Source organism: Caenispirillum bisanense (genome assembly GCF_900230255.1).
Taxonomy (GTDB): Bacteria; Pseudomonadota; Alphaproteobacteria; order Rhodospirillales; family Rhodospirillaceae; genus Caenispirillum; species Caenispirillum bisanense_A.
Window position 1 is genome coordinate 179214 of sequence record NZ_OCNJ01000001.1, and the last position, 18074, is coordinate 197287.

The following is an 18074-nucleotide window of genomic DNA, read 5'->3' on the forward strand; positions in this document are numbered from 1 at the left end:
CGTCACCGGCGGTGGTCATTTAAACACAAAAAGACAGTACAAATTTTCCCTTTGACGCACTGCATCGTGTGCAATACACTCCCTCCCGTCGCGCCGATTTGAAGCAACAGCTTGCGGGCGCGTTATAAATGCAGCTAAAGCGTGAGCGGCCCGACCCCGCCCAGCGCCAGCGCTGCGGCGGGTTTTGTCGTTTCGGCAGAGCCCTCGCGCCACCAGACGAGGAGCACGATCCATGGCCTGCCCGGCTGTCGCCTTTCCCTCCGTTCCACCCGCCGCCGCGAGCCTCGGCCCGCGGTCGCGCCTGCCCGCCTTCCTGCGCCCGGTGCCGCCGCCGCCCCGCCGCAGCGGCCAGCCCTACGGCACCGCCGGCACGGAGCCGGCGCTGGAAGAGCTGCTCGCCGATCCCCTGGTGCATCTGGTGCTCGCCCGCGACGGCCTGACCGTCGAGACCGTGCGCCGCGAGATGCTCGCCGCCCGCCGCCGCCTGCTCGCCCGCTGACGGCCTGACCGCACCCTGACCCCCTCACACCCGGCAGACCCGGCGCCGTTCCCGGCGGCGCCGAACCCTGCCGCATGTCCGAACCGCACAGACACCCCGACCGACAGGAGCCTTCGCATGTCCCGCTTCCTCACCCGCCGCGGCCTGCTCGCCGCCCTCGGCCTCGCCGCCCTCGCCGTCGCCGCCCCGCTCGCGCCCGCCAAGGCCGAGCCCGCGCTGAAGATCGGCGTCTCCGCCGGCCCTTACGGCGACATCCTGCGCTACACCGCCGAACTGGCGGCCAAGAAGGGCGTCGAGGCCGAGATCATCGAGTTCACCGACTGGACCCTCATCAACGAGGCGCTGAACAACGGCGACATCGATGCCAACAACTTCCAGCACATCCCCTACCTGGACAACCAGGTGAAGGCGCGCGGCTACGCCATCGTCGCGTCCAAGCCGTCCATCGTGGTGCCGACCGGCGTCTATTCCAGCACGGTGAAGAGCCTCGCCGACCTGCCCGAGGGCGCCCGCGTCGCCATCCCCAACGACCCGACCAACGGCGCCCGCGCCCTCTTCCTGCTGGAGAAGGCCGGCCTCATCGGGCTGAAGGAAGGCGCCGACATCTCGGCGACCGTGCTCGACGTCGAGAAGAACCCGAAGAACGTCGGCTTCATCGAGCTGGACGCCGCCCAGCTGCCGCGCTCCCTCGGCGACGTGGACGCCGCCGTGGTCACACTCAACTACGCCGTGCTGTCGGGCCTCGACCCCAAGAGCGCGCTGGTGCTGGAGGACGAGCACTCGCGCTGGCACCTGGTGTGGGCGACGCGCAAGGACAACGCCGACGACGCCCGCGTGCAGACCTTCATCGACACCTACCGCTCGCCCGAGGTGAAGCAGTTCATCCAGACCGAGTTCAACGGCACCATCCTGCCGACCTGGTGAGGCCGACTGCCGGCGGCGGCGCGCCCCCTCGGCGCGCCGCCGCCGCTCCGCTTCCCCGCAAGAAGAAAAGGTCCAGCCACATGGCCTCCGCCTCCGCCACCTCCGCCGACGACCGCCCCTACTGGGACGCCCGCCTGGAAACCCAGAGCCGCGCCGAGTGGGACGCCCTCAAGCTCGGCCTGCTGCGCCGCCACCTGCGGCACGCCTACGACAACTCGCCCTACTACCGCACCACCTTCGACGCCGCCGGCGTGCGCCCCGACGACCTGCGCAGCCTCGACGATCTGCGCCGCTTCCCGACCATCACCAAGTCGGTGCTGCGCGCCCGGCAGGAGGCGCTGCCCCTGCTCGGCGACCTGGCGGCGGTGCCGGAGCGCGACGTGGTCTACGTCTCCGCCTCCTCGGGCTCGACCGGCGTGCCGACGCTGTCGCCCTTCACCCAGACCGACTTCGACGGCTGGATCGATTACGAGGCGCGGCAGTTCTGGTCCTCCGGCCTGCGGCCGCACGACCGCTATTGCCATTCGCTGAACTTCAGCCTGTTCATCGGCGGCCCCTGCGTGCTCGGTGCCCAGAAGCTGGGGGCGCTGACGGTGCACGCCGGGACCGTGCCGTCGGAGCGCCTGCTGACCATCCTGCGCCAGTTCCGGGCCACCGCCATCTGGACCACGCCGTCCTACGCCTGGTACCTGGGCGAGACGGCGCAGAAGGAAGGCCTGGACCCCAAGACCGACCTCGCCGTGACGCGCATCTTCGTCGCCGGCGAGCCCGGCGGCTCCATCCCCGAGACGCGGGCGCGCATCGAGGGCCTGTGGGGTGCCTCGGTCTACGACTACTACGGCCTGTCGGACATCTTCGGCGCCTGCGCCGGCATGTGCGAGGAAAAGGACGGCCTGCACTGGGCCGAGGACCACATCCTGGTGGAAGTGCTCGACCCCGAGACCGGCGAGCCGGTGGCCGAGGGCGAGCGCGGCGAGATGGTGCTGACCACCCTGCAGAAGCAGGCCCGGCCGCTCATCCGCTTCCGCACCGGCGACATCGTCTCTTTCACCACCGAGCCCTGCCGCTGCGGCCGCACCTCGCAGCGCCTCATGGGCGTGCACGGGCGGCTGGACGACATGCTCATCATCCGCGGCGTCAACATCTTCCCGAGCGACGTCGAGGCCCTGGTGCGCAAGGACCACGACCTGAGCGGCGAATACCGCCTGGTGGTGGAGCGCAAAGACCACCTCGACAGCCTGACGGTGGAGGCGGAGGCGCGCCACGGCGTCAATCTGCCGCCGGAGGAGCTGGCGGCCCGGCTGAAGCGCCAGATCAAGGCGGTCACCGGCGTCGGCGCCGCCGTCGCAATCCTGCCGCCCGACACCCTGCCGCGCGCCACCCACAAGGCCAAGCGCGTGGAGGACCGGCGCGGTCAGGTGTGGACCACCTGACGCCACCGATTGCTCACGGGTGGAAGCAGAAGCCCCGGGGCGTCGCGGTCCGTTTGTTCGGCAACGAGATCAACTCAGCCGAGGGCAAACGGATGCGACGCCTCGAGATCCTCGACGGCATGCGGGGCTATTTCCTCGTCTTCATGCTGCTCAATCACCTGGCCTTCGCCGGCGGGTATCTGCTGGTGAAGGTCAACCACGCGGAACTGGGCTTCGTGCAGGACGCCCAAGGCTTCGTCTTCCTGTCCGGCCTGCTGGTCGGCATGGTCCACGCCCGCCGCATGGAGCGGAAGGGCTTCGGCGACGCCGCCGGCAAGATCTGGAAGCGGGCCGGCGAGCTGTATCTCTACGCCATGGGCTGCCTCGCCCTGGTGCTGGCGGCGGCGAGCCTCGAGCCGGCGCTGCTCGCCTACTGGCAGCCGTGGCTCGGCGACCTGACGCCCGCCGACGGCGCCATGGTGGGCGCGGCCGCGAGCCTCGCCTACCAGCCCACCTATATGGACATCCTGCCGCAGTACATCGTCTACCTGCTGGCGGCGCCGCCGCTGGTGTGGCTGTGCGTGCACGGCCGCTGGGCCAGCGTCGCCATCGGCTCGGCCGTGCTGTGGCTGGCGGTGCAGCTGGGCGTCCATCTGCCGGTGGCGGAGGGGGTGAACGCCGTGCTCGGCACCGCCGGCGAGGGCGTGCGCCTGCGCGCCGCCTTCAACGTGCTGGCGTGGCAGATCGTGTTCATGGGCGGCCTGATCCTGGGCGTGCTGACCGCCACCAAGCGCGTCGAGTGGCAGCGCGTCTTCACGCCCGAGCGCACCGGCCTCGTGCGCCTCGCCGTCGCGCTGCTGGTGTTCTTCCTGGTGTGGCGCGTCGGCTTCAGCTTCGGACTGTGGCCGGAGGCCATGGCGGAGCGCTTCCAGGCCTACGAGGTGCGGCCCGAGTTCAGCCTCGTGTTCCTGGCGAACTTCGTGGCGCTGGGCTGGGCCGTGGCGTGGCTGCTCATCGCCGGACCGCGCAGCGCCGACGCCCGCATCCGCCGCGCCGCCGATCTGGTCGGCCGCCCGTTCCAGCTGCCGTTCCTGCGCCTGATCGGCCGTCACTCGCTGCAGGTCTACGCCTTCCACGTGCCGCTCGCCTACGCGGTCATGGCGCTCGACAGCCACTATGGCCCCTTCGGCGAGACCACCAAGACGCTCATCGCCGTGACCGGCGTCGCCCTGCTCGCCCTGCCGGCCCTGGCGCGCGAGGCCGACTGGCGGTCGCTGCCCGGTGCCGGCGCCCCGGCGCGGGCGGACAAGTAGGGCGGGCGCCGGCCCTCATGCGGCGTGCATGACCCCGCCCGTGAGGGCCGAGGGCGCCCCCGTGGTGCCGGGGAAGGTGACCGGCAGGCCGAGCAGGCTGCGCACGGCGAGGAAGGCGAAGGCTTCCGCCTCTACCGCGTCGCCGTCCCAGCCCACCGCTTCCACCGGCTCCACCACGGCGGGGGCGAGACGCTCCGCCAGCAGGCGCATGAGGGTGGCGTTGCGCCGCCCGCCGCCGCAGACGATCCAGCGGCGCGGACGCTGCGGCAGGTGCTCCACCGCCCGCGCCGCGGTGGCGGCGGTGAAGGCGGTGAGGGTCGCGGCGCCGTCGTCCTGCCCCAGGTGGGCGACGGCGTCGGCGGTGAAGTCGTCGCGGTCGAGGCTCTTGGGCGGCGGACGGTCGAAGTAGAGGTGCGCCGTCAGCGCCGCCAGGCAGGCCTCGTCCACCGTGCCGCGGGCGGCGTAGCGGCCCTCCGGGTCCATGGGCAAGCCGGCGCGGCGGTGCATCCAGTCGTCCACCAGGGCATTGCCGGGGCCGGTGTCGAAGGCGAGCAGCGCGCCGTCGGGGCCGATGTAGGTGACGTTGGCGACGCCGCCGACGTTGAGCACCGCCAGCGGCTTCTCCAGGTCGGCGGCCAGGGCGGCGTGATAGGCCGGCACCAGCGGCGCCCCCTGACCACCCGCCGCCACATCGGCGACCCGCAGGCCGTCCACCACCGGCACACCCAGCTCGCGCGCCAGCAGGGCGCCCTCGCCGATCTGCCAGGTGCGACGCTGTTCCGGCCGGTGCAGGATGGTGTGGCCGTGGAAGCCGACCACGTCCACCGGCCCGGTCTTGGCCAGCAACGCCCGCGCCGCCTCCACGTGCAGCAGGGTCAGTTCCCGCTCCACCGCCGTCACCGGCCCGCCGCCGCCGAGCACCGAGCGCAGTCGGGCGCGGAAGGCGGCGTCGTAGGGCAGCGTCACGGACGCGCCGCGTTCCAGCACGCGATGGCCGTCGGTGACGATGCAGGCGGCGTCGATGCCGTCCATGCTGGTGCCGCTCATGAGGCCGAGGGCGCGGAAACGGCGGGGGGCGGCGAGTAGCTCTGTCACGGGGCGGGACCGATCCGGTTGCGTTGTGGGGGCGGTGTGATTGTGCTAAACGACCGGTCTTTCCTCAACGCCAATATGGGCCAGAGCAAGAAGGCACCTTTTCCCATGAGCACCTGCCGATCCGAGTTCATCCGGACCGTGGTGGAGCGTGGCTACCTCCACCAGTGCACCGACATCGAGGCGTTGGACGCCAAGATGCAGGCGGGGATCGTGCCGGCCTATATCGGCTTCGACTGCACGGCCGACAGCCTGCACGTCGGCTCGCTGATCCAGATCATGCTGCTGCGCCGCCTGCAGCAGGCCGGCCACAAGCCGGTGGTGCTCATGGGCGGCGGCACCACCCGCATCGGCGACCCCTCTGGCCGCGACGAGGCGCGCCAGCTGCTGACCGACGAGAAGATCGCCGAGAACATGGCGGGCATCAAGAAGGTCTTCGCCAAGTACCTGACCTTCGGCGACGGCCCGACCGATGCGGTCATGGTGAACAACGCCGACTGGCTGAACGGCCTGCAGTACATCGACTTCCTGCGCGACTACGGCCGCCACTTCTCCATCAACCGCATGCTGAGCTTCGATTCCGTCAAGCTGCGGCTGGAGCGCGAGCACAGCCTGTCGTTCCTGGAATTCAACTACATGATCCTCCAGGCCTACGACTTCCTGGAGCTGAACCGCTCGCGCGGGGTCGGCCTGCAGATGGGCGGCTCCGACCAGTGGGGCAACATCGTCAACGGCGTCGAGCTCACCCGCCGCTGCGACGCCAAGGAAGTGTTCGGCCTGACCTCGCCGCTGCTCACCACCGCCTCGGGCGCCAAGATGGGCAAGACGGCCTCGGGCGCCGTGTGGCTGAACGCCGAGCGCCTGAGCGCCTACGACTACTGGCAGTTCTGGCGCAACACGGAAGACGCCGACGTCGGCAAGTTCCTGCGCCTGTTCACCGAACTGCCGCTCGACGAGATCGCCCGCCTGGAAGGCCTGCAGGGCGCCGAGATCAACGACGCCAAGAAGGTTCTGGCCGACGAAGTCACCCGCCTCTGCCACGGCACCGAGGCCGCCGAGGCCGCCCGCCGCACGGCGGAGGAAACCTTCGAAAAGGGCGGCGCCGGCGGCGACCTGCCGACGGTGGAGGTGCCGCGCGCCGAGCTGGAAGCCGGCGTCGCGCTGGTCGACCTGCTGGTGCGCCTGGAGATGACCGCCTCCAAGGGCGAGGCGCGCCGCCTCATCAAGCAGGGCGGCGCCCGCGTCAACGACGCCGCCGTCACCGACGAAGCCCACACGGTGACGCTGGCCGCGCTGGACGGCGACCACATCAAGCTGTCGGCGGGCAAGAAAAAGCACGCGCTGGTGAAGCCGGCGTAAGCCGCGAAAGAAGGGCCGCCCCTGCCGGAGCGGCCCTTCGGCTTTCCGCAGTGCGCGACGGCGGCGGCTCAGCCGCTCATCTCGCAGATGTCGCCGTAGTAGTGCCCGCTCTTGTCCCCGAAGATGTCGCCGGTCTCCAGGGCCGCCTCGACGTTGCTCTCGGTGACCTTGTCGAGGCGCACGACGATGTGGCCCTCCAGCGTGTAGCAGTCGGGGTTGTCGCGGTCCTTGATCCACTTCGTCCACTTCCGCAGGGCGTTCCCCTTGGCCTCGTGGTGGACCTTCATGACGCTGCTGGACGCTTCCTGAGCCTTCTTCTTGCTCTCCTTGAGCGTGCCCATTCGACTTCTCCTTGTTCCTGGCCTTTGGATGGGTGCGGGGCTTCGGACATCCCGAAGCCGCCCAGGCACCCTACGGCCCGGCCAAGGGGAACTCGCCTGCCGTTCGGCAGGTGGGGCGGGGAAAGGGAAGAGCGGCCGCGCGTGCCGGCCGCCCCGCCGCCTCACCCGATCTCCGCCACGGCGAAGGCCTGTTCCAGGTCGGCGATGAGGTCGTCGGCGTCTTCCACGCCCACCGACAGGCGCACCAGCCCGTCGGTGATGCCGAGGTCGGCGCGGCGGGCGGGGTCGATGCTGGCGTGGGTCATGGTGGCCGGGTGGCCGATCAGGCTTTCCACCCCGCCGAGGGACTCCGCCAGGGTGAAGACCTTCATGGCCTTCAGCAGACGCACCGCCCCGGCCTTGTCGGTCTTCAGCCGCACCGAGATCATGCCGCCGAAGCCGCCCGGCATCTGCCGCTTCGCAACGGCATGGCCGGGGTGGTCGGGCAGGCCGGGGTAGAACACCGCCTCCGCCTCGCGCCGGCCGATCAGCCATTCGGCGATGCGCTCGGCGTTGCGGCTGTGACGCTCCATGCGCAGGTGCAGGGTCTTCAGGCCGCGCAGGGCCAGGAAGCTGTCGAAGGGCGACAGGATGCCGCCGGTGGCGTTCTGCAGGAAGGCCAACTGCTCGGCCACCTCCGGCCGGTCGCCGACGACGATGGCGCCGCCCACCATGTCCGAGTGTCCGTTGACGTACTTGGTCACCGAGTGGACGACGATGTCGATGCCCTGCTCCAGCGGGCGCTGGATGAAGGGCGAGCAGAAGGTGTTGTCGGCCACCGTCAGCACGCCGTGGCGGCGTGCCAGGGCGGCGATGGCGGCGAGGTCGGCGATCTTCAGCAGCGGGTTGGTCGGCGTCTCGATCCAGATGATCTTCGTCTCGGGACGGATCGCCGCCTCGATGGCCGCCAGGTCGTCGGCCGGGGCGTAGGAGAAGTCCAGCCCCATGGAGCGCCGGCGCACCCGCTCGAACAGACGGAACGAACCGCCGTAGAGGTCGTCCACCGCCACCACGTGGTCGCCGGGGTTCAGCATCTCCAGGATGCAGCTTTCCGCCGCCAGGCCGGAGGCGAAGGCGAGCCCCCTGGTGCCGCCTTCCAGGTCGGCGAGGCAATCCTCGAAGGCCTTGCGCGTCGGGTTGCCGGAGCGGCTGTATTCCCACCCCTTGTGCTCGCCCGGGCCTTCCTGGGCGTAGGTGGAGGTGGCGTAGATAGGCGTCATGACGGCGCCCGTGGTGGGGTCGGGCTGCTGGCCGGCGTGGATGGCGCGGGTGCCGAAGCCGGTCTTGTCGTTGCGGCTCATGGTCGTCTATGGCTCCGGTGTCAGGCGTCGGCGCGGGTGCGCAGGTGGTTGAGCAGGTCGATGCGGGTGATGAGGCCGAGGAAGCGGCCGTCCTCGACGATGATCGCCACCCGGTCGCGCGCGAAGATGGGCAGCAGGTCGGAAACGTCCGCCGTGGGCGGCAGGGTTTCCAGCTTGGTGGTCATCACGGCGCCGACGGCGGTCTTCCAGGCGGCGGCATCGCCCATCACCGACAGGAGCAGGTCGGATTCGTCGAGGATGCCGACCACTTCATCGCCGCGCGTCACCGGCAGCTGGCTGACGTCGTAGAGCTTCATGCGGCCGTAGGCGACCTGCAGGGTGTCGTCGGGCGCCAGCGTCACCGTGTCGCCGACGCCGTGGCGGCGGGCGATGAGGTCGCGCAGGTCGCCGCTCTTCGGCCGGTCGAGGAAGCCGTGGTCGGCCATCCAGTGGTCGTTGTACATCTTGGACAGGTACTTGTTGCCGCTGTCGCAGACGAAGAACACCACGCGCTTCGGCTCGGTCTGTTCGCGGCAGTACCGCAGCGCCGCGGCGAGCAGGGTGCCGGTGGAAGAGCCGCCGAGGATGCCTTCCTTCGCCAGCAGCTCGCGGGCGGCCAGGAAGCTCTCCTTGTCGGAGATTTCATAGGCGGCGCCGACGCGCGACAGGTCGGCGATGGGCGGCAGGAAGTCCTCGCCGATGCCCTCCACCAGCCACGAGCCGGCCTTCGGCATGGTGCCGCTGCGGGTGTATTCCGCCAGCACGCTGCCCTTGGGGTCGGCCAGCACGAAGGTGGTCTTCGGGCTGACGCCGGCGAAGAAGCGCGACAGGCCGGTGATGGTGCCGGCCGAGCCGACGCCGCAGACGATGGCGTCGACGTCGTGGTCCATCTGCTCCCAGATCTCCGGGCCGGTGCCGGTCTCGTGGGCGAGCGGGTTGGCCGGGTTGCCGAACTGGTTGACGTAGACGGCGCCGGGGATCTCGGCGGCCAGTTTCTCCGCCTTGTCCTGGTAGTACTCGGGGTGGCCCTTCTCCACGTCGGAGCGGGTCATCACCACCTCGACGCCGAGCGCCTTGAGGTGCTGCACCTTCTCGCGGCTCATCTTGTCGGGGATGACGAGGATCAGGCGGTAGCCCTTGCGCGCCGCCACCTGGGCGAGGCCGAGGCCGGTGTTGCCGGCGGTGGCTTCCACCAGGGTGCCGCCGGGCTTCAGGCGGCCGTCGCGCTCGAAGGCCTCGATCATGGACTTGCCGATGCGGTCTTTGATGGAGCCGCCGGGGTTCTGGTTTTCCAGCTTGGCGAACAGGCGGCAGGGGCCGGTGTCCAGGCCGGTGATCTCCACCAGGGGGGTATTGCCAATGAGGTCCAGGGTGTTCATATTCACACCATGTTGCCGTAGAACATTGAGGATAGTCTACGGCAGGTGTGTAATTTGAAGATACGACAAAGTTTCGCTGTGGTTCGGCGATCGAGGGTGAGGGGAAGGGGCGTGCCCCGCCGCCTCAGCGGGCGGCGGGGAGGACCACGGTGACGCGGAAGCCGCGCGGGCTGCGGTTCTGGGCCTGGACGATGCCGCCCATGGCCTGCACGTTGCGCTTCACGATCCACAGGCCGAGGCCGAAGTGGCCGGTGCCCTGGCGTTCCGGGCGGGTTTCCGGGCGGTGGCTGACGTAGCGCTCGAACACGTTGGGCAGCACCGCCGGGTCGACGCCCGAGCCCTCGTCGTCGACGACGAACTCGATGTCGCGCCCCGTGCGCTTCAGGCTGACGCGCACCATGGCGCCCGGCGGGTTGAACGAGACGGCGTTCTCGATGATGTTCTCGGCCACCGTCTCCAGCAGATCCTCGCCGCCGAGCACGTGCAGCCCCGGCTCCACGTCCGCGACGATGCGCACGCCTTCCTCGGGGTCGTCGAAGCTTTCCGCCACGGCGCGGATGAGGCCCGAGAGGTCGATGCGCCGGCGCGGCGGATCGATCAGGTCGGCCATGGCGGCATCGACCCGGCGGGCCGCCTGCACCAGGGCCTCCAGCCGCGTCAGGGCGGCGCGCGCCGTCTCCAGCGAGCGGCGGGAGCGCTGGTCGTCGGGCGGTACGGCGCGATAGAGCGGCTCCAGGCTCTGGGCGATGGTGGCGAGCGGCGTCTTGAAGGCGTGGGCGTTTTCCTCCGCCGCATGGCGGATGGCGTCGGCGGAGGCGCGCAGGCGTTCCACCATGCGGTCGAACTCGCCGGCCACGTTGGCCAGTTCGGGGATGCGGGCCTGGCGCTGGAAGCCTTCCGCCGCCTCGGTGTCGCCCTGGGCGATGGCGCGGGCCTGGCTGGCGAAGCGCCGCAGCGACCGCCACAGCGCCCAGATGACGCCGAGCGCCAGCAGCGCCGCGAGGCCATAGAGCCCGGCCGCCCACAGCACCTGCTGCGACCGCCACGTCGGGCGTGCCAGCTGCTCGCCGATGAGGCCCGACAGGCTGTAGGAGGTGAGCAGGCCCCAGCAGCCGCCCTGGGTGGTGAAGGGCGTCAGGCTGGTCAGCACCTCCTGCTCGCCGCCGGGGGTGACGTAGGGCAGGTCGAGCGGCTGGCCGCCGCGGCAGCTTTCCGGCAGGGTCCACGGCACGCCGGCGGCCACCAGGGCGAGGCGTTCGGTATCGAGGGTCTCGGTCGGCAGCGGCGGCTGGGCGCCGACCAGGAACACCGAGTCCTGGTCCAGCGGCCGGAACAGCAGGCGCAGGCGCATGTCCGGCTGGGCGAGCCGTTCCAGGGCCTCGCGGGCGGTGGGCAGGGCGGCTTCGTCGCTCTTCTCCAGCGCGAGGCGCAGTCCCTCGGCGATGACGGCGCCCTGGGTGCGCACGGCGCGCAGCAGGGCCTGGCGCTTGGCCTCCTCGGCGGCGAGGAAGGGGCCGACCAGCACGGCGGGCACGGCGACGAAGACGAAGGCCAGCAGCACCAGGCGGGCGGCCAGCGACGGCTGCCAGCCGAAGCCGCGGCGGCGCCGGGCCGACCGTTCCGGCGGCGGCGGGGGAGGGGGCGTCGCGGCGGCGTGGCGGCGCGGTTCGGCCGCCGCGTCCATCTCGGCGGCCATGCGCGCTCGCGCGACCTTGTCGGCGATGCGGTCCCGTTCGGAGGGATCAACCCTCCGCGCGCCAGCCATAACCGAACCCCGCGTAATTGAGAATGGCGTCGAACCCAGGGTCGATCTCCCGGAACTTCTGGCGGATTCGCTTGATGTGGGTGCGCACGTTGGCGCGATAGCCCTCGTCGCCCGATCCGGCGATGAAGCCCTCGCCGCGCACGGCGTCGTAGAGGGCGCGGTAACTGAGGTCGCGGCCGGCGTTCTCGGCCAGCTTCCGGACGATGCGGAACTCGGTGATGGTCAGGTCCACCGCCGCGTCCCGCCAGCGCGCCCGGGCCGAGGCGAGGTCCAGGTTCAGCGGGCCGAGGTTCAGGATCTCGGGGTCCGCCACCTCCGGCCCGCCGGGCAGTCCGACCGTCGGCTTGGCGCCTTCCAGGATCAGGTGGATGCGCCGCAGCAGGATGGTGAAGCCGCGGCCCTTGTCCACGTAGTCGACGGCGCCGTTGGTCAGGGCCGTCTCCTCGTAGATCTGGTCGTTCAGCGTCGTCAGGAAGATGACCGGCGTCAGGTCGTTGGAGGCGCGCAACTGGCGCAGCACCTCGATGCCCGTCATGCGCGGCATCTTCCAGTCGAGCAGCACGAGGTCGGGGGCGACCCCGCCGTTGGTGAGCGCCGCGATGGCGGTCGGGCCGTCGGCGAAGGTCTCCACGGCATACCCGCTGTCCTCGAGGTTGCGCCCCAGGGATTCGCGGAACAGTGGGTCGTCGTCGACTATGGCGATGGTGGGTTTTTCGGTCATGGGCACGAGCAGGGGGTGAAGGGGGAAACTACTGCGTTCCCATGAACGTATCACCGAAGCTTTTAGTTGACGATCTCCCAGGCACCATCCGGCATACGACAGGCGGTGCCCGAAACGACATCGGGGCGGTTTCCGATGTAGGCGGTCGTCGTGTACTCGCGGCAGTAGCGGCCGCCGCGTTCGTAGCTGCGCGTGGGGACCAGCGCGTAGTCGGCGCGGTCGCCCGACCAGCGGATGCGGCGGTCGTCGGGAACGTAGTCGAGGGCGGTGATGGCGCAGGCCTGGTCGGCGGCGTCCATGGAGCGACCGATGGACCCGCCGATCAGCACGCCGAGCAGCGTGCCGCCGGCGACGGCCGCCAGCTTGCCCTGGCCCTGGCCGAAGCGGCTGCCGATCGCGCCGCCTGCAGCCCCGCCGAGCAGGTTGCCGAGCAGTTCCGACGAGATCAGGCCGCGGTCGCAGGTGCCGCGCCCGAAGCCGTAGGGCAGGGACGGCGCCGGCTTGCGCTCCACCACCGTCGGCACCGGCACGTAGACGACGCGCGGGCCGTCATGCCAATCGCGGTCCTTGTGTTTGTGCTTGTGCTTGTACTCGTGCTTGGCGCGCCAGCCGTGGGCCGGGGCCCAGGGCGGCGGGTCGGCGAGGGCCGCGCCGGCGTCGAGCAGCAGGCCGCCGGTGACGGCGACGGCGAGCGCGGCGGCGACGCGGCGGCTTCGCAGGGGGGCGGCCATGACGGGCCTCACTCGCCGATGTCGGTGAAGGCGCCGAGCAGCGCACCGCCGCCGCCGCCCAGCAGGGCGCCGCCGACCACCGAGCCGCCGAGCAGGGCGCCGGCCGCGGCACCGCCGGCGGCACCGATGGCACCACCGGTGAGCGCCCGCTGCTCCTGCTCGTTCAGGCCGGAGCAGCCGGTGACGCCGAGGCTGAGGGCGACCGCCGCCAGGACGGCCAGGGGGCGGGTGCGAAGGGTCGTGGTCATGGTCGGTCTCTCTGGATCTTTCGGCGGAGGCCGGCGGCACGCAACGCTGCGGCCACGGGCGCCGTTCGTTTCGAGGATGATGCTGATAACGCAGGCCCTCAAGTGATGGATTTCAAGGACTTGGCTTTGTCACACAGGGGTATTTCCACGATGGCGGCGGTCACAGTCTTGTCACCGCGGAAGGCTGTATGTTGCCCTGGACGGAAAACCGGAGCATGATCCGGGGCGACCCCACCCTCGACGAAAGACATATGCGCGCACCGTACTTCCTCCCCGCGGCGGCCCTGCTGCTTTCCGGTTGCACGGCTCTCGCCGAGCTCGACCGGTCGCTGTCCGGCCGCCTGAACCCGCCCCCGGCGGCGCCCGCCACCGTGGCCGGGCCGGCGGTGCCGCTGCCCGACCGCAAGCCGCCCGCGCCGCGCCAGACGGCCGCCGCCAAGCCGGCCAAGGCGACGACCACGCCGCCCAAGCCGGAGCCGCCGCCCGCCGAGACGGTCACCGCGCCGGTCGCGGTCGCGCCGGTGCCGCCGGCCCGCACCGTGCCGGCGACCCTGGTCGGGCTGTCGGCCGACGAGCTGCGCGCCGCCATGGGCGCCCCGGCGCAGGAGGTGGCGGAGGCGCCGGGCGTGCGCTGGCGCTACCCGAACCGGGTGTGCATCCTCGACGTCCACCTGTTCCCGCGGGTCGAGTCGCAGGGGCTCTATGCCCTGGACGTGTCGGCGACCGGGCTGCCGGTGGAGGCCTGTCTCGACAGCTTCCGCAACCCGCCGCCGGCGCAGCCTGCCGCCGCCGCCGAATCGGCCACGGCGGCCGAAAACGCCGCGCCGCGCGCCCAATAACCGCACCGCCGCCGCAACTTTTCGCGGCCGGGTCCGTTGCTGTCGTGCAATACCAAGGGATGCAGCCGGCCTGCGACGAGTGCGCCAGTGGTGGTGGCCGCATACCCCTTATGCAGGTCTACCCATCCGTTCGGTCTCGCGGCACAATGGGATAACAGGCGTCCCGAGCAACAAGAACCGCGGGCGGCAGGAGGCGGCAACGTGACGAAGACCAAAAAGGCCGGCCCGAACCGGCAGTGCGCGGCGATTCCGTACGTGATCAAGGACGGTCACGTGCAGGTGCTGCTGCTCACCTCGCGCGGCACGGGGCGCTGGATCGTGCCCAAGGGCTGGCCGAAGAAGAAGCACAGCGCCGCCGAGACGGCCGCCCTCGAAGCCTTCGAGGAAGGCGGCGTCGTCGGCGACGTGACGCCCGAACCCATCGGCAGCTACACCTACACCAAGGCCCTCAACTGCGGCGCCCTGCAGCCGCTGGCCGTCGACGTCTTCGCCCTGCGGGTGCGCTACGAGGCGCTCGACTGGCCGGAGCGCGGCCAGCGCAAGCGCGTGTGGGTGACGCCCGAGGAGGCCTCTCTCATGGTCGCCGAGCTGGAACTGGCCGACCTGCTGGCCCGCTTCGCCAGCGTCGAGCGCCGCGCCCGCGCCGCCCACGAAGGCGCCTTCGTGCGCTCGCCGGTCGCCAACATGCCGATCTGAGCAGAGCGGTCCGTCACCCGCTCTCCCGCGAAACGAAACACCCCGCCGCTGATGCCAGCGGCGGGGTGTTCGTCGTTCGGAGCCCGAGGGCCCGATGGCGAGGGAAGGAAGGGAAGGCTTACGCCTGCTCTTCTTCTTCTTCCTCGTCTTCGGCCTCGATGCTGTCCGGGGTCATGTCGAACCCGGTCAGCTCTTCCTCGGCGACCTCTTCCGGCTGCTCGGCGGCGCCGCGCAGCTGGGCCTCGCCCTCTTCCTGCGTGCGGGCCACGGTGACCGGAACGGACACGGTGACTTCCGGGTGCAGGATGACGGCGACCTGGTACTGGCCCAGGTCCTTGATCGGCGTGTTCAGCTCGACCTGGCCGCGCTCCACGGAGAAACCGTTCTCCTTGATCGCCTGGGCGACGTCGCGGGCGGTGACGGAGCCGTACAGCTGGCCGCCTTCGCCGGCCTGACGCACCATGATGATGCTCAGGTCGGCCATCTTCTCGGCCACGGCCTGGGCTTCCTGACGGCGCTCCAGGTTACGGGCTTCGAGCTGGGTGCGCTGCGCTTCGAAGAGCTTGCGGTTCTTCTCGTTGGCGCGCAGGGCCTTGCCCTGAGGCAGCAGGAAGTTGCGGGCGTAACCGGGCTTCACCTTCACGGTGTCGCCCATCTGGCCCAGCTTCGCGATGCGCTCGAGCAGAATGACTTCGGTCATGTCGATGTCTCCTGGCCCGGCTTACTTCAGCACGTACGGCAGCAGCGCCAGGAAGCGGGCGCGCTTGATGGCCTGGGCCAGCTTGCGCTGCTTCTTGGCCGACACGGCCGTGATGCGGGACGGAACGATCTTGCCGCGCTCGGACACGAAGCGCTGCAGCAGCTTCACGTCCTTGTAGTCGATCTTCGGGGCGTTGGCACCGGAGAACGGGCAGGTCTTGCGGCGGCGGAAAAACGGACGACGGGCGGCAGCCATTATTCAGCTCCCTCGCTGCGGGAATCACGACGGTCGCCGCGGTCACCGCGATCGCCGCGGTCACCACGTTCGCCGCGCTCACGGCCGCCACGGCCGCCGCGCGGGCCACGGTCGCCACGGTCGCCGCGCTCGTTGCGGGTCTGCAGGACGGCCGACGGGCCTTCCTCCAGCTCCTCGACGCGGACCACCATGTGACGCAGCACGTCTTCGTTGAGGCGCAGCAGGCGTTCCATCTCGTGAACCGCCGGAGCGGGCGCGTCGATGTTCATCAGAACATAGTGGCCCTTGCGGTTCTTCTTGATGCGGTAGCTGAGGTTGCGCAGGCCCCAGTATTCCTTCTTGCCAACGGAACCACCGCCCTGGGCGATGATGTTGGCCATATCGTCGGCCAGCTGCTCGACCTGGGCGGCCGAGATGTCCTGGCGCGCGATCAGCACGCTTTCGTACAAAGGCATCGTCTTGTCGACCCCTTACGGCTTGTCTCATCCCGGTCGATCACCATTGACCGCCGGGCATAGCCGGACCCCATCACGTGGACGAGATTCGGCAAGGGACACGGGTTTCGTGAAGCGGCGCACTATACGGAACTGAGCGCCGATTGCAACCCCGAAGCCGCCACGCGCGGCCGCGCGGACCGCATCGACGCTTGACAGCGGCGCGCCGCCTGCGCACTTTCGCCCGAATTCGTGGCCGGCCCCGTCCGCCGCGACACAGGAACAACCGGAGGGAATGGGCGCCATGGCGCGTGCACTGGTGTTTCCCGGCCAGGGATCGCAGGCCGTCGGAATGGGCAAGGATCTGGCGGACGCCTTCGCGGCGGCCCGCGAGGTCTTCGAAGAGGTGAACGAGGCCCTCGGCCAGAACCTCTCCCGCCTCATGTTCGAGGGCCCCGAGGATCAGCTCACCCTGACCGAGAACGCCCAGCCGGCGCTCATGGCCGTCTCCCTCGCCGTCGTGCGCGTGCTGGAGCGCGAGGGCGGCGTCGACCTGGCGAAGATCGCGTCGCTGGTCGCCGGCCACTCGCTCGGCGAATACTCGGCCCTGTGCGCCGCCGGCGCGCTGGAGATCGGCGATACCGCCCGCCTGCTGAAGACCCGCGGCCAGGCCATGCAGAAGGCCGTGCCGGTGGGGCAGGGCGCCATGGCGGCGCTGCTCGGCCTCGACCTGGAGCAGGCCCGCGAAGTGGCGGAAGCCGCCGCCCAGGGCGAGGTGGTCGCCGCCGCCAACGACAATGCGCCGGGGCAGGTGGTCGTCTCCGGCCACAAGGCCGCCGTCGAGCGCGCCGTGGCGCTGGCCGCCGAGCGCGGCGCCAAGCGTTCCGTGCTGCTGCCGGTGTCCGCCCCTTTCCATTGCCCGCTCATGCAGCCGGCCGCCGACGCCATGGCGGCGGCGCTCGCCAACGTCGACATCCGCGCCCCGCGCCTGCCGGTGGTCGCCAACGTCACCGCCGCGCCGACCACCGACCCCGCTGCCATCCGCGAGCTGCTGGTGGAGCAGGTGACCGGTGCCGTGCGCTGGCGCGAGAGCGTGCTCGCCATGAAGGCGCTCGGCGTCGACACGCTGGTGGAGCTGGGCTCGGGCAAGGTGCTGACCGGCCTCGCGCGCCGCATCGACCGCGAACTGACCGGCGTTGCCGTCAACGGCCCCGCCGACATCGAGAGCTTCCTGAAGAGCCTCGGCTGATTCTTCCAAGATAACGACGCAGGGGACTCCTGATGTTCGACCTGACCGAGAAGACCGTCCTCGTCACCGGCGCCTCGGGCGGCCTGGGTGCCGACATCGCCCGCGTGCTGCACGCCCGCGGCGCCGTCGTCGCCATTTCCGGCACCCGGCGCGAGGCGCTGGACGCACTGGCCGTCACCCTGGGCGACCGCGTCCACGTGCTGCCGTGCAACCTGTCCTCCGCCGAAGAGGTGGAAGGGCTGGTGCCCGCCGCCGTCGAAGCCATGGGCGGCCTCGACATCCTGGTGAACAACGCCGGCGTCACCCGCGACGGCCTCATCCTGCGCATGAAGGACGAGGACTGGCAGTCGGTGCTCGACGTCAACCTGACCGCCGCCTTCCGCCTGTCGCGCGCCGCCGTGAAGGGCATGATGAAGCGCCGCGCGGGCCGCATCATCAACATCACCTCCATCGTCGGCCACACGGGCAACCCGGGCCAGGTCAACTACGCCGCCTCCAAGGCCGGCATGACCGGCCTGACCAAGTCGCTGGCGCAGGAAGTGGCGAGCCGCGGCATCACCGTGAACTGCATCGCCCCGGGCTTCATCGAAACGGCCATGACCGACAAGCTGTCGGACGACCAGAAGGCCAAGCTCAACGCCGGCATTCCGCTCGGCCGCATGGGCACCCCGCACGACATCGCCGCCGCCGTCGTCTACCTGGCGAGCGACGAGGCCTCCTACGTCACCGGCCAGACGCTGCACGTCAACGGCGGCATGGCGATGATCTGATTGCACT

At 70.6% G+C, this 18074-nt stretch carries 20 protein-coding genes; 9 read left to right on the forward strand and 11 right to left on the reverse strand.

Translation table 11 applies throughout. The features are described 5' to 3' along the window. Positions 1 to 232: 232 nt before the first annotated feature. The 4 genes from CRP50_RS00885 to CRP50_RS00900 all read left to right on the forward strand — a co-directional run bounded on the left by CRP50_RS00885 (position 233) and on the right by CRP50_RS00900 (position 4148). Positions 233 to 499: a hypothetical protein gene (locus tag CRP50_RS00885; protein WP_097277096.1), complete on the forward strand. Its 267-nt coding sequence runs from the start codon at positions 233 to 235 to the stop codon at positions 497 to 499. A 117-nt stretch (positions 500 to 616) separates the two neighbouring features. Next, positions 617 to 1423: a MetQ/NlpA family ABC transporter substrate-binding protein gene (locus CRP50_RS00890; RefSeq protein ID WP_097277097.1), complete on the forward strand. Its 807-nt coding sequence runs from the start codon at positions 617 to 619 to the stop codon at positions 1421 to 1423. An 80-nt stretch (positions 1424 to 1503) separates the two neighbouring features. Then, positions 1504 to 2856 (forward strand): phenylacetate--CoA ligase family protein, encoded by a 1353-nt coding sequence (locus tag CRP50_RS00895; protein WP_097277098.1) that lies wholly within the window; start codon positions 1504 to 1506, stop codon positions 2854 to 2856. A 92-nt stretch (positions 2857 to 2948) separates the two neighbouring features. Beyond that, positions 2949 to 4148 (forward strand): OpgC family protein, encoded by a 1200-nt coding sequence (locus tag CRP50_RS00900; protein WP_097277099.1) that lies wholly within the window; start codon positions 2949 to 2951, stop codon positions 4146 to 4148. A gap of 15 nt (positions 4149 to 4163) precedes the next feature. Here CRP50_RS00900 and CRP50_RS00905 read toward each other — a convergent pair whose 3' ends face one another. Next, positions 4164 to 5243 carry an anhydro-N-acetylmuramic acid kinase gene (locus CRP50_RS00905; protein WP_281257876.1) on the reverse strand — a complete coding sequence of 360 codons (1080 nt, stop codon included), beginning with the start codon at positions 5241 to 5243 and terminating at the stop codon, positions 4164 to 4166. A gap of 105 nt (positions 5244 to 5348) precedes the next feature. Here CRP50_RS00905 and tyrS point away from each other — a divergent pair, with 105 nt between their 5' ends. After that, entirely contained in the window at positions 5349 to 6599 is a 1251-nt protein-coding gene (tyrS, locus tag CRP50_RS00910) for a tyrosine--tRNA ligase (RefSeq protein WP_097277100.1), read from the forward strand. A gap of 68 nt (positions 6600 to 6667) precedes the next feature. Here tyrS and CRP50_RS00915 read toward each other — a convergent pair whose 3' ends face one another. The 7 genes from CRP50_RS00915 to CRP50_RS00945 form a co-directional block, all read right to left on the reverse strand. Beyond that, entirely contained in the window at positions 6668 to 6940 is a 273-nt protein-coding gene (locus tag CRP50_RS00915) for a hypothetical protein (RefSeq protein ID WP_097277101.1), read from the reverse strand. A 161-nt stretch (positions 6941 to 7101) separates the two neighbouring features. Further along, a complete protein-coding gene (locus tag CRP50_RS00920) occupies positions 7102 to 8280 on the reverse strand; it encodes a cystathionine gamma-synthase (RefSeq protein ID WP_097277102.1) in 1179 nt (392 codons plus the stop codon). Between the two features lie 20 nt (positions 8281 to 8300). Continuing rightward, positions 8301 to 9659, reverse strand: coding sequence for a pyridoxal-phosphate dependent enzyme (locus tag CRP50_RS00925; protein WP_097277103.1), 1359 nt, complete (start codon positions 9657 to 9659; stop codon positions 8301 to 8303). Positions 9660 to 9783: 124 nt separating this feature from the next. Continuing rightward, positions 9784 to 11355 (reverse strand): sensor histidine kinase, encoded by a 1572-nt coding sequence (locus CRP50_RS00930; protein WP_176524969.1) that lies wholly within the window; start codon positions 11353 to 11355, stop codon positions 9784 to 9786. Positions 11356 to 11401: 46 nt separating this feature from the next. After that, the gene (locus CRP50_RS00935) at positions 11402 to 12145 is read right to left on the reverse strand and encodes a response regulator transcription factor (RefSeq protein WP_097277741.1); all 744 of its coding nucleotides are present in this window, start codon (positions 12143 to 12145) and stop codon (positions 11402 to 11404) included. Between the two features lie 62 nt (positions 12146 to 12207). Next, positions 12208 to 12876, reverse strand: a complete 669-nt coding sequence (locus CRP50_RS00940) for a hypothetical protein (protein WP_097277105.1) — start codon at positions 12874 to 12876, stop codon at positions 12208 to 12210. 8 nt (positions 12877 to 12884) lie between these two features. Next, complete coding sequence (locus tag CRP50_RS00945) at positions 12885 to 13124, reverse strand: hypothetical protein (RefSeq protein WP_097277106.1); 240 nt, start codon at positions 13122 to 13124, stop codon at positions 12885 to 12887. 251 nt (positions 13125 to 13375) lie between these two features. Between CRP50_RS00945 and CRP50_RS25405 the strand changes: the two genes are divergently transcribed. Beyond that, on the forward strand, positions 13376 to 13963 hold the full coding sequence (locus CRP50_RS25405) for a hypothetical protein (RefSeq protein WP_097277107.1): 588 nt from the start codon (positions 13376 to 13378) through the stop codon (positions 13961 to 13963). Positions 13964 to 14164: 201 nt separating this feature from the next. After that, on the forward strand, positions 14165 to 14659 hold the full coding sequence (locus tag CRP50_RS00955) for an NUDIX hydrolase (RefSeq protein WP_097277108.1): 495 nt from the start codon (positions 14165 to 14167) through the stop codon (positions 14657 to 14659). A 118-nt stretch (positions 14660 to 14777) separates the two neighbouring features. Here CRP50_RS00955 and rplI read toward each other — a convergent pair whose 3' ends face one another. The 3 genes from rplI to rpsF are packed head-to-tail and all read right to left on the reverse strand — an operon-like array spanning position 14778 to position 16069. Then, positions 14778 to 15359: a 50S ribosomal protein L9 gene (gene rplI, locus CRP50_RS00960; protein WP_097277109.1), complete on the reverse strand. Its 582-nt coding sequence runs from the start codon at positions 15357 to 15359 to the stop codon at positions 14778 to 14780. 21 nt (positions 15360 to 15380) lie between these two features. After that, a complete protein-coding gene (gene rpsR / locus CRP50_RS00965) occupies positions 15381 to 15614 on the reverse strand; it encodes a 30S ribosomal protein S18 (protein ID WP_097277110.1) in 234 nt (77 codons plus the stop codon). After that, positions 15614 to 16069, reverse strand: a complete 456-nt coding sequence (gene rpsF / locus CRP50_RS00970) for a 30S ribosomal protein S6 (protein ID WP_097277111.1) — start codon at positions 16067 to 16069, stop codon at positions 15614 to 15616. The genes rpsR and rpsF overlap by 1 nt, the downstream gene beginning before the upstream one ends. Before the next feature lie 283 nt (positions 16070 to 16352). Here rpsF and fabD point away from each other — a divergent pair, with 283 nt between their 5' ends. Continuing rightward, on the forward strand, positions 16353 to 17297 hold the full coding sequence (fabD, locus tag CRP50_RS00975; protein ID WP_097277742.1) for an ACP S-malonyltransferase: 945 nt from the start codon (positions 16353 to 16355) through the stop codon (positions 17295 to 17297). Between the two features lie 32 nt (positions 17298 to 17329). Next, complete coding sequence (gene fabG / locus CRP50_RS00980) at positions 17330 to 18067, forward strand: 3-oxoacyl-[acyl-carrier-protein] reductase (RefSeq protein ID WP_097277112.1); 738 nt, start codon at positions 17330 to 17332, stop codon at positions 18065 to 18067. Positions 18068 to 18074: the final 7 nt, after the last annotated feature.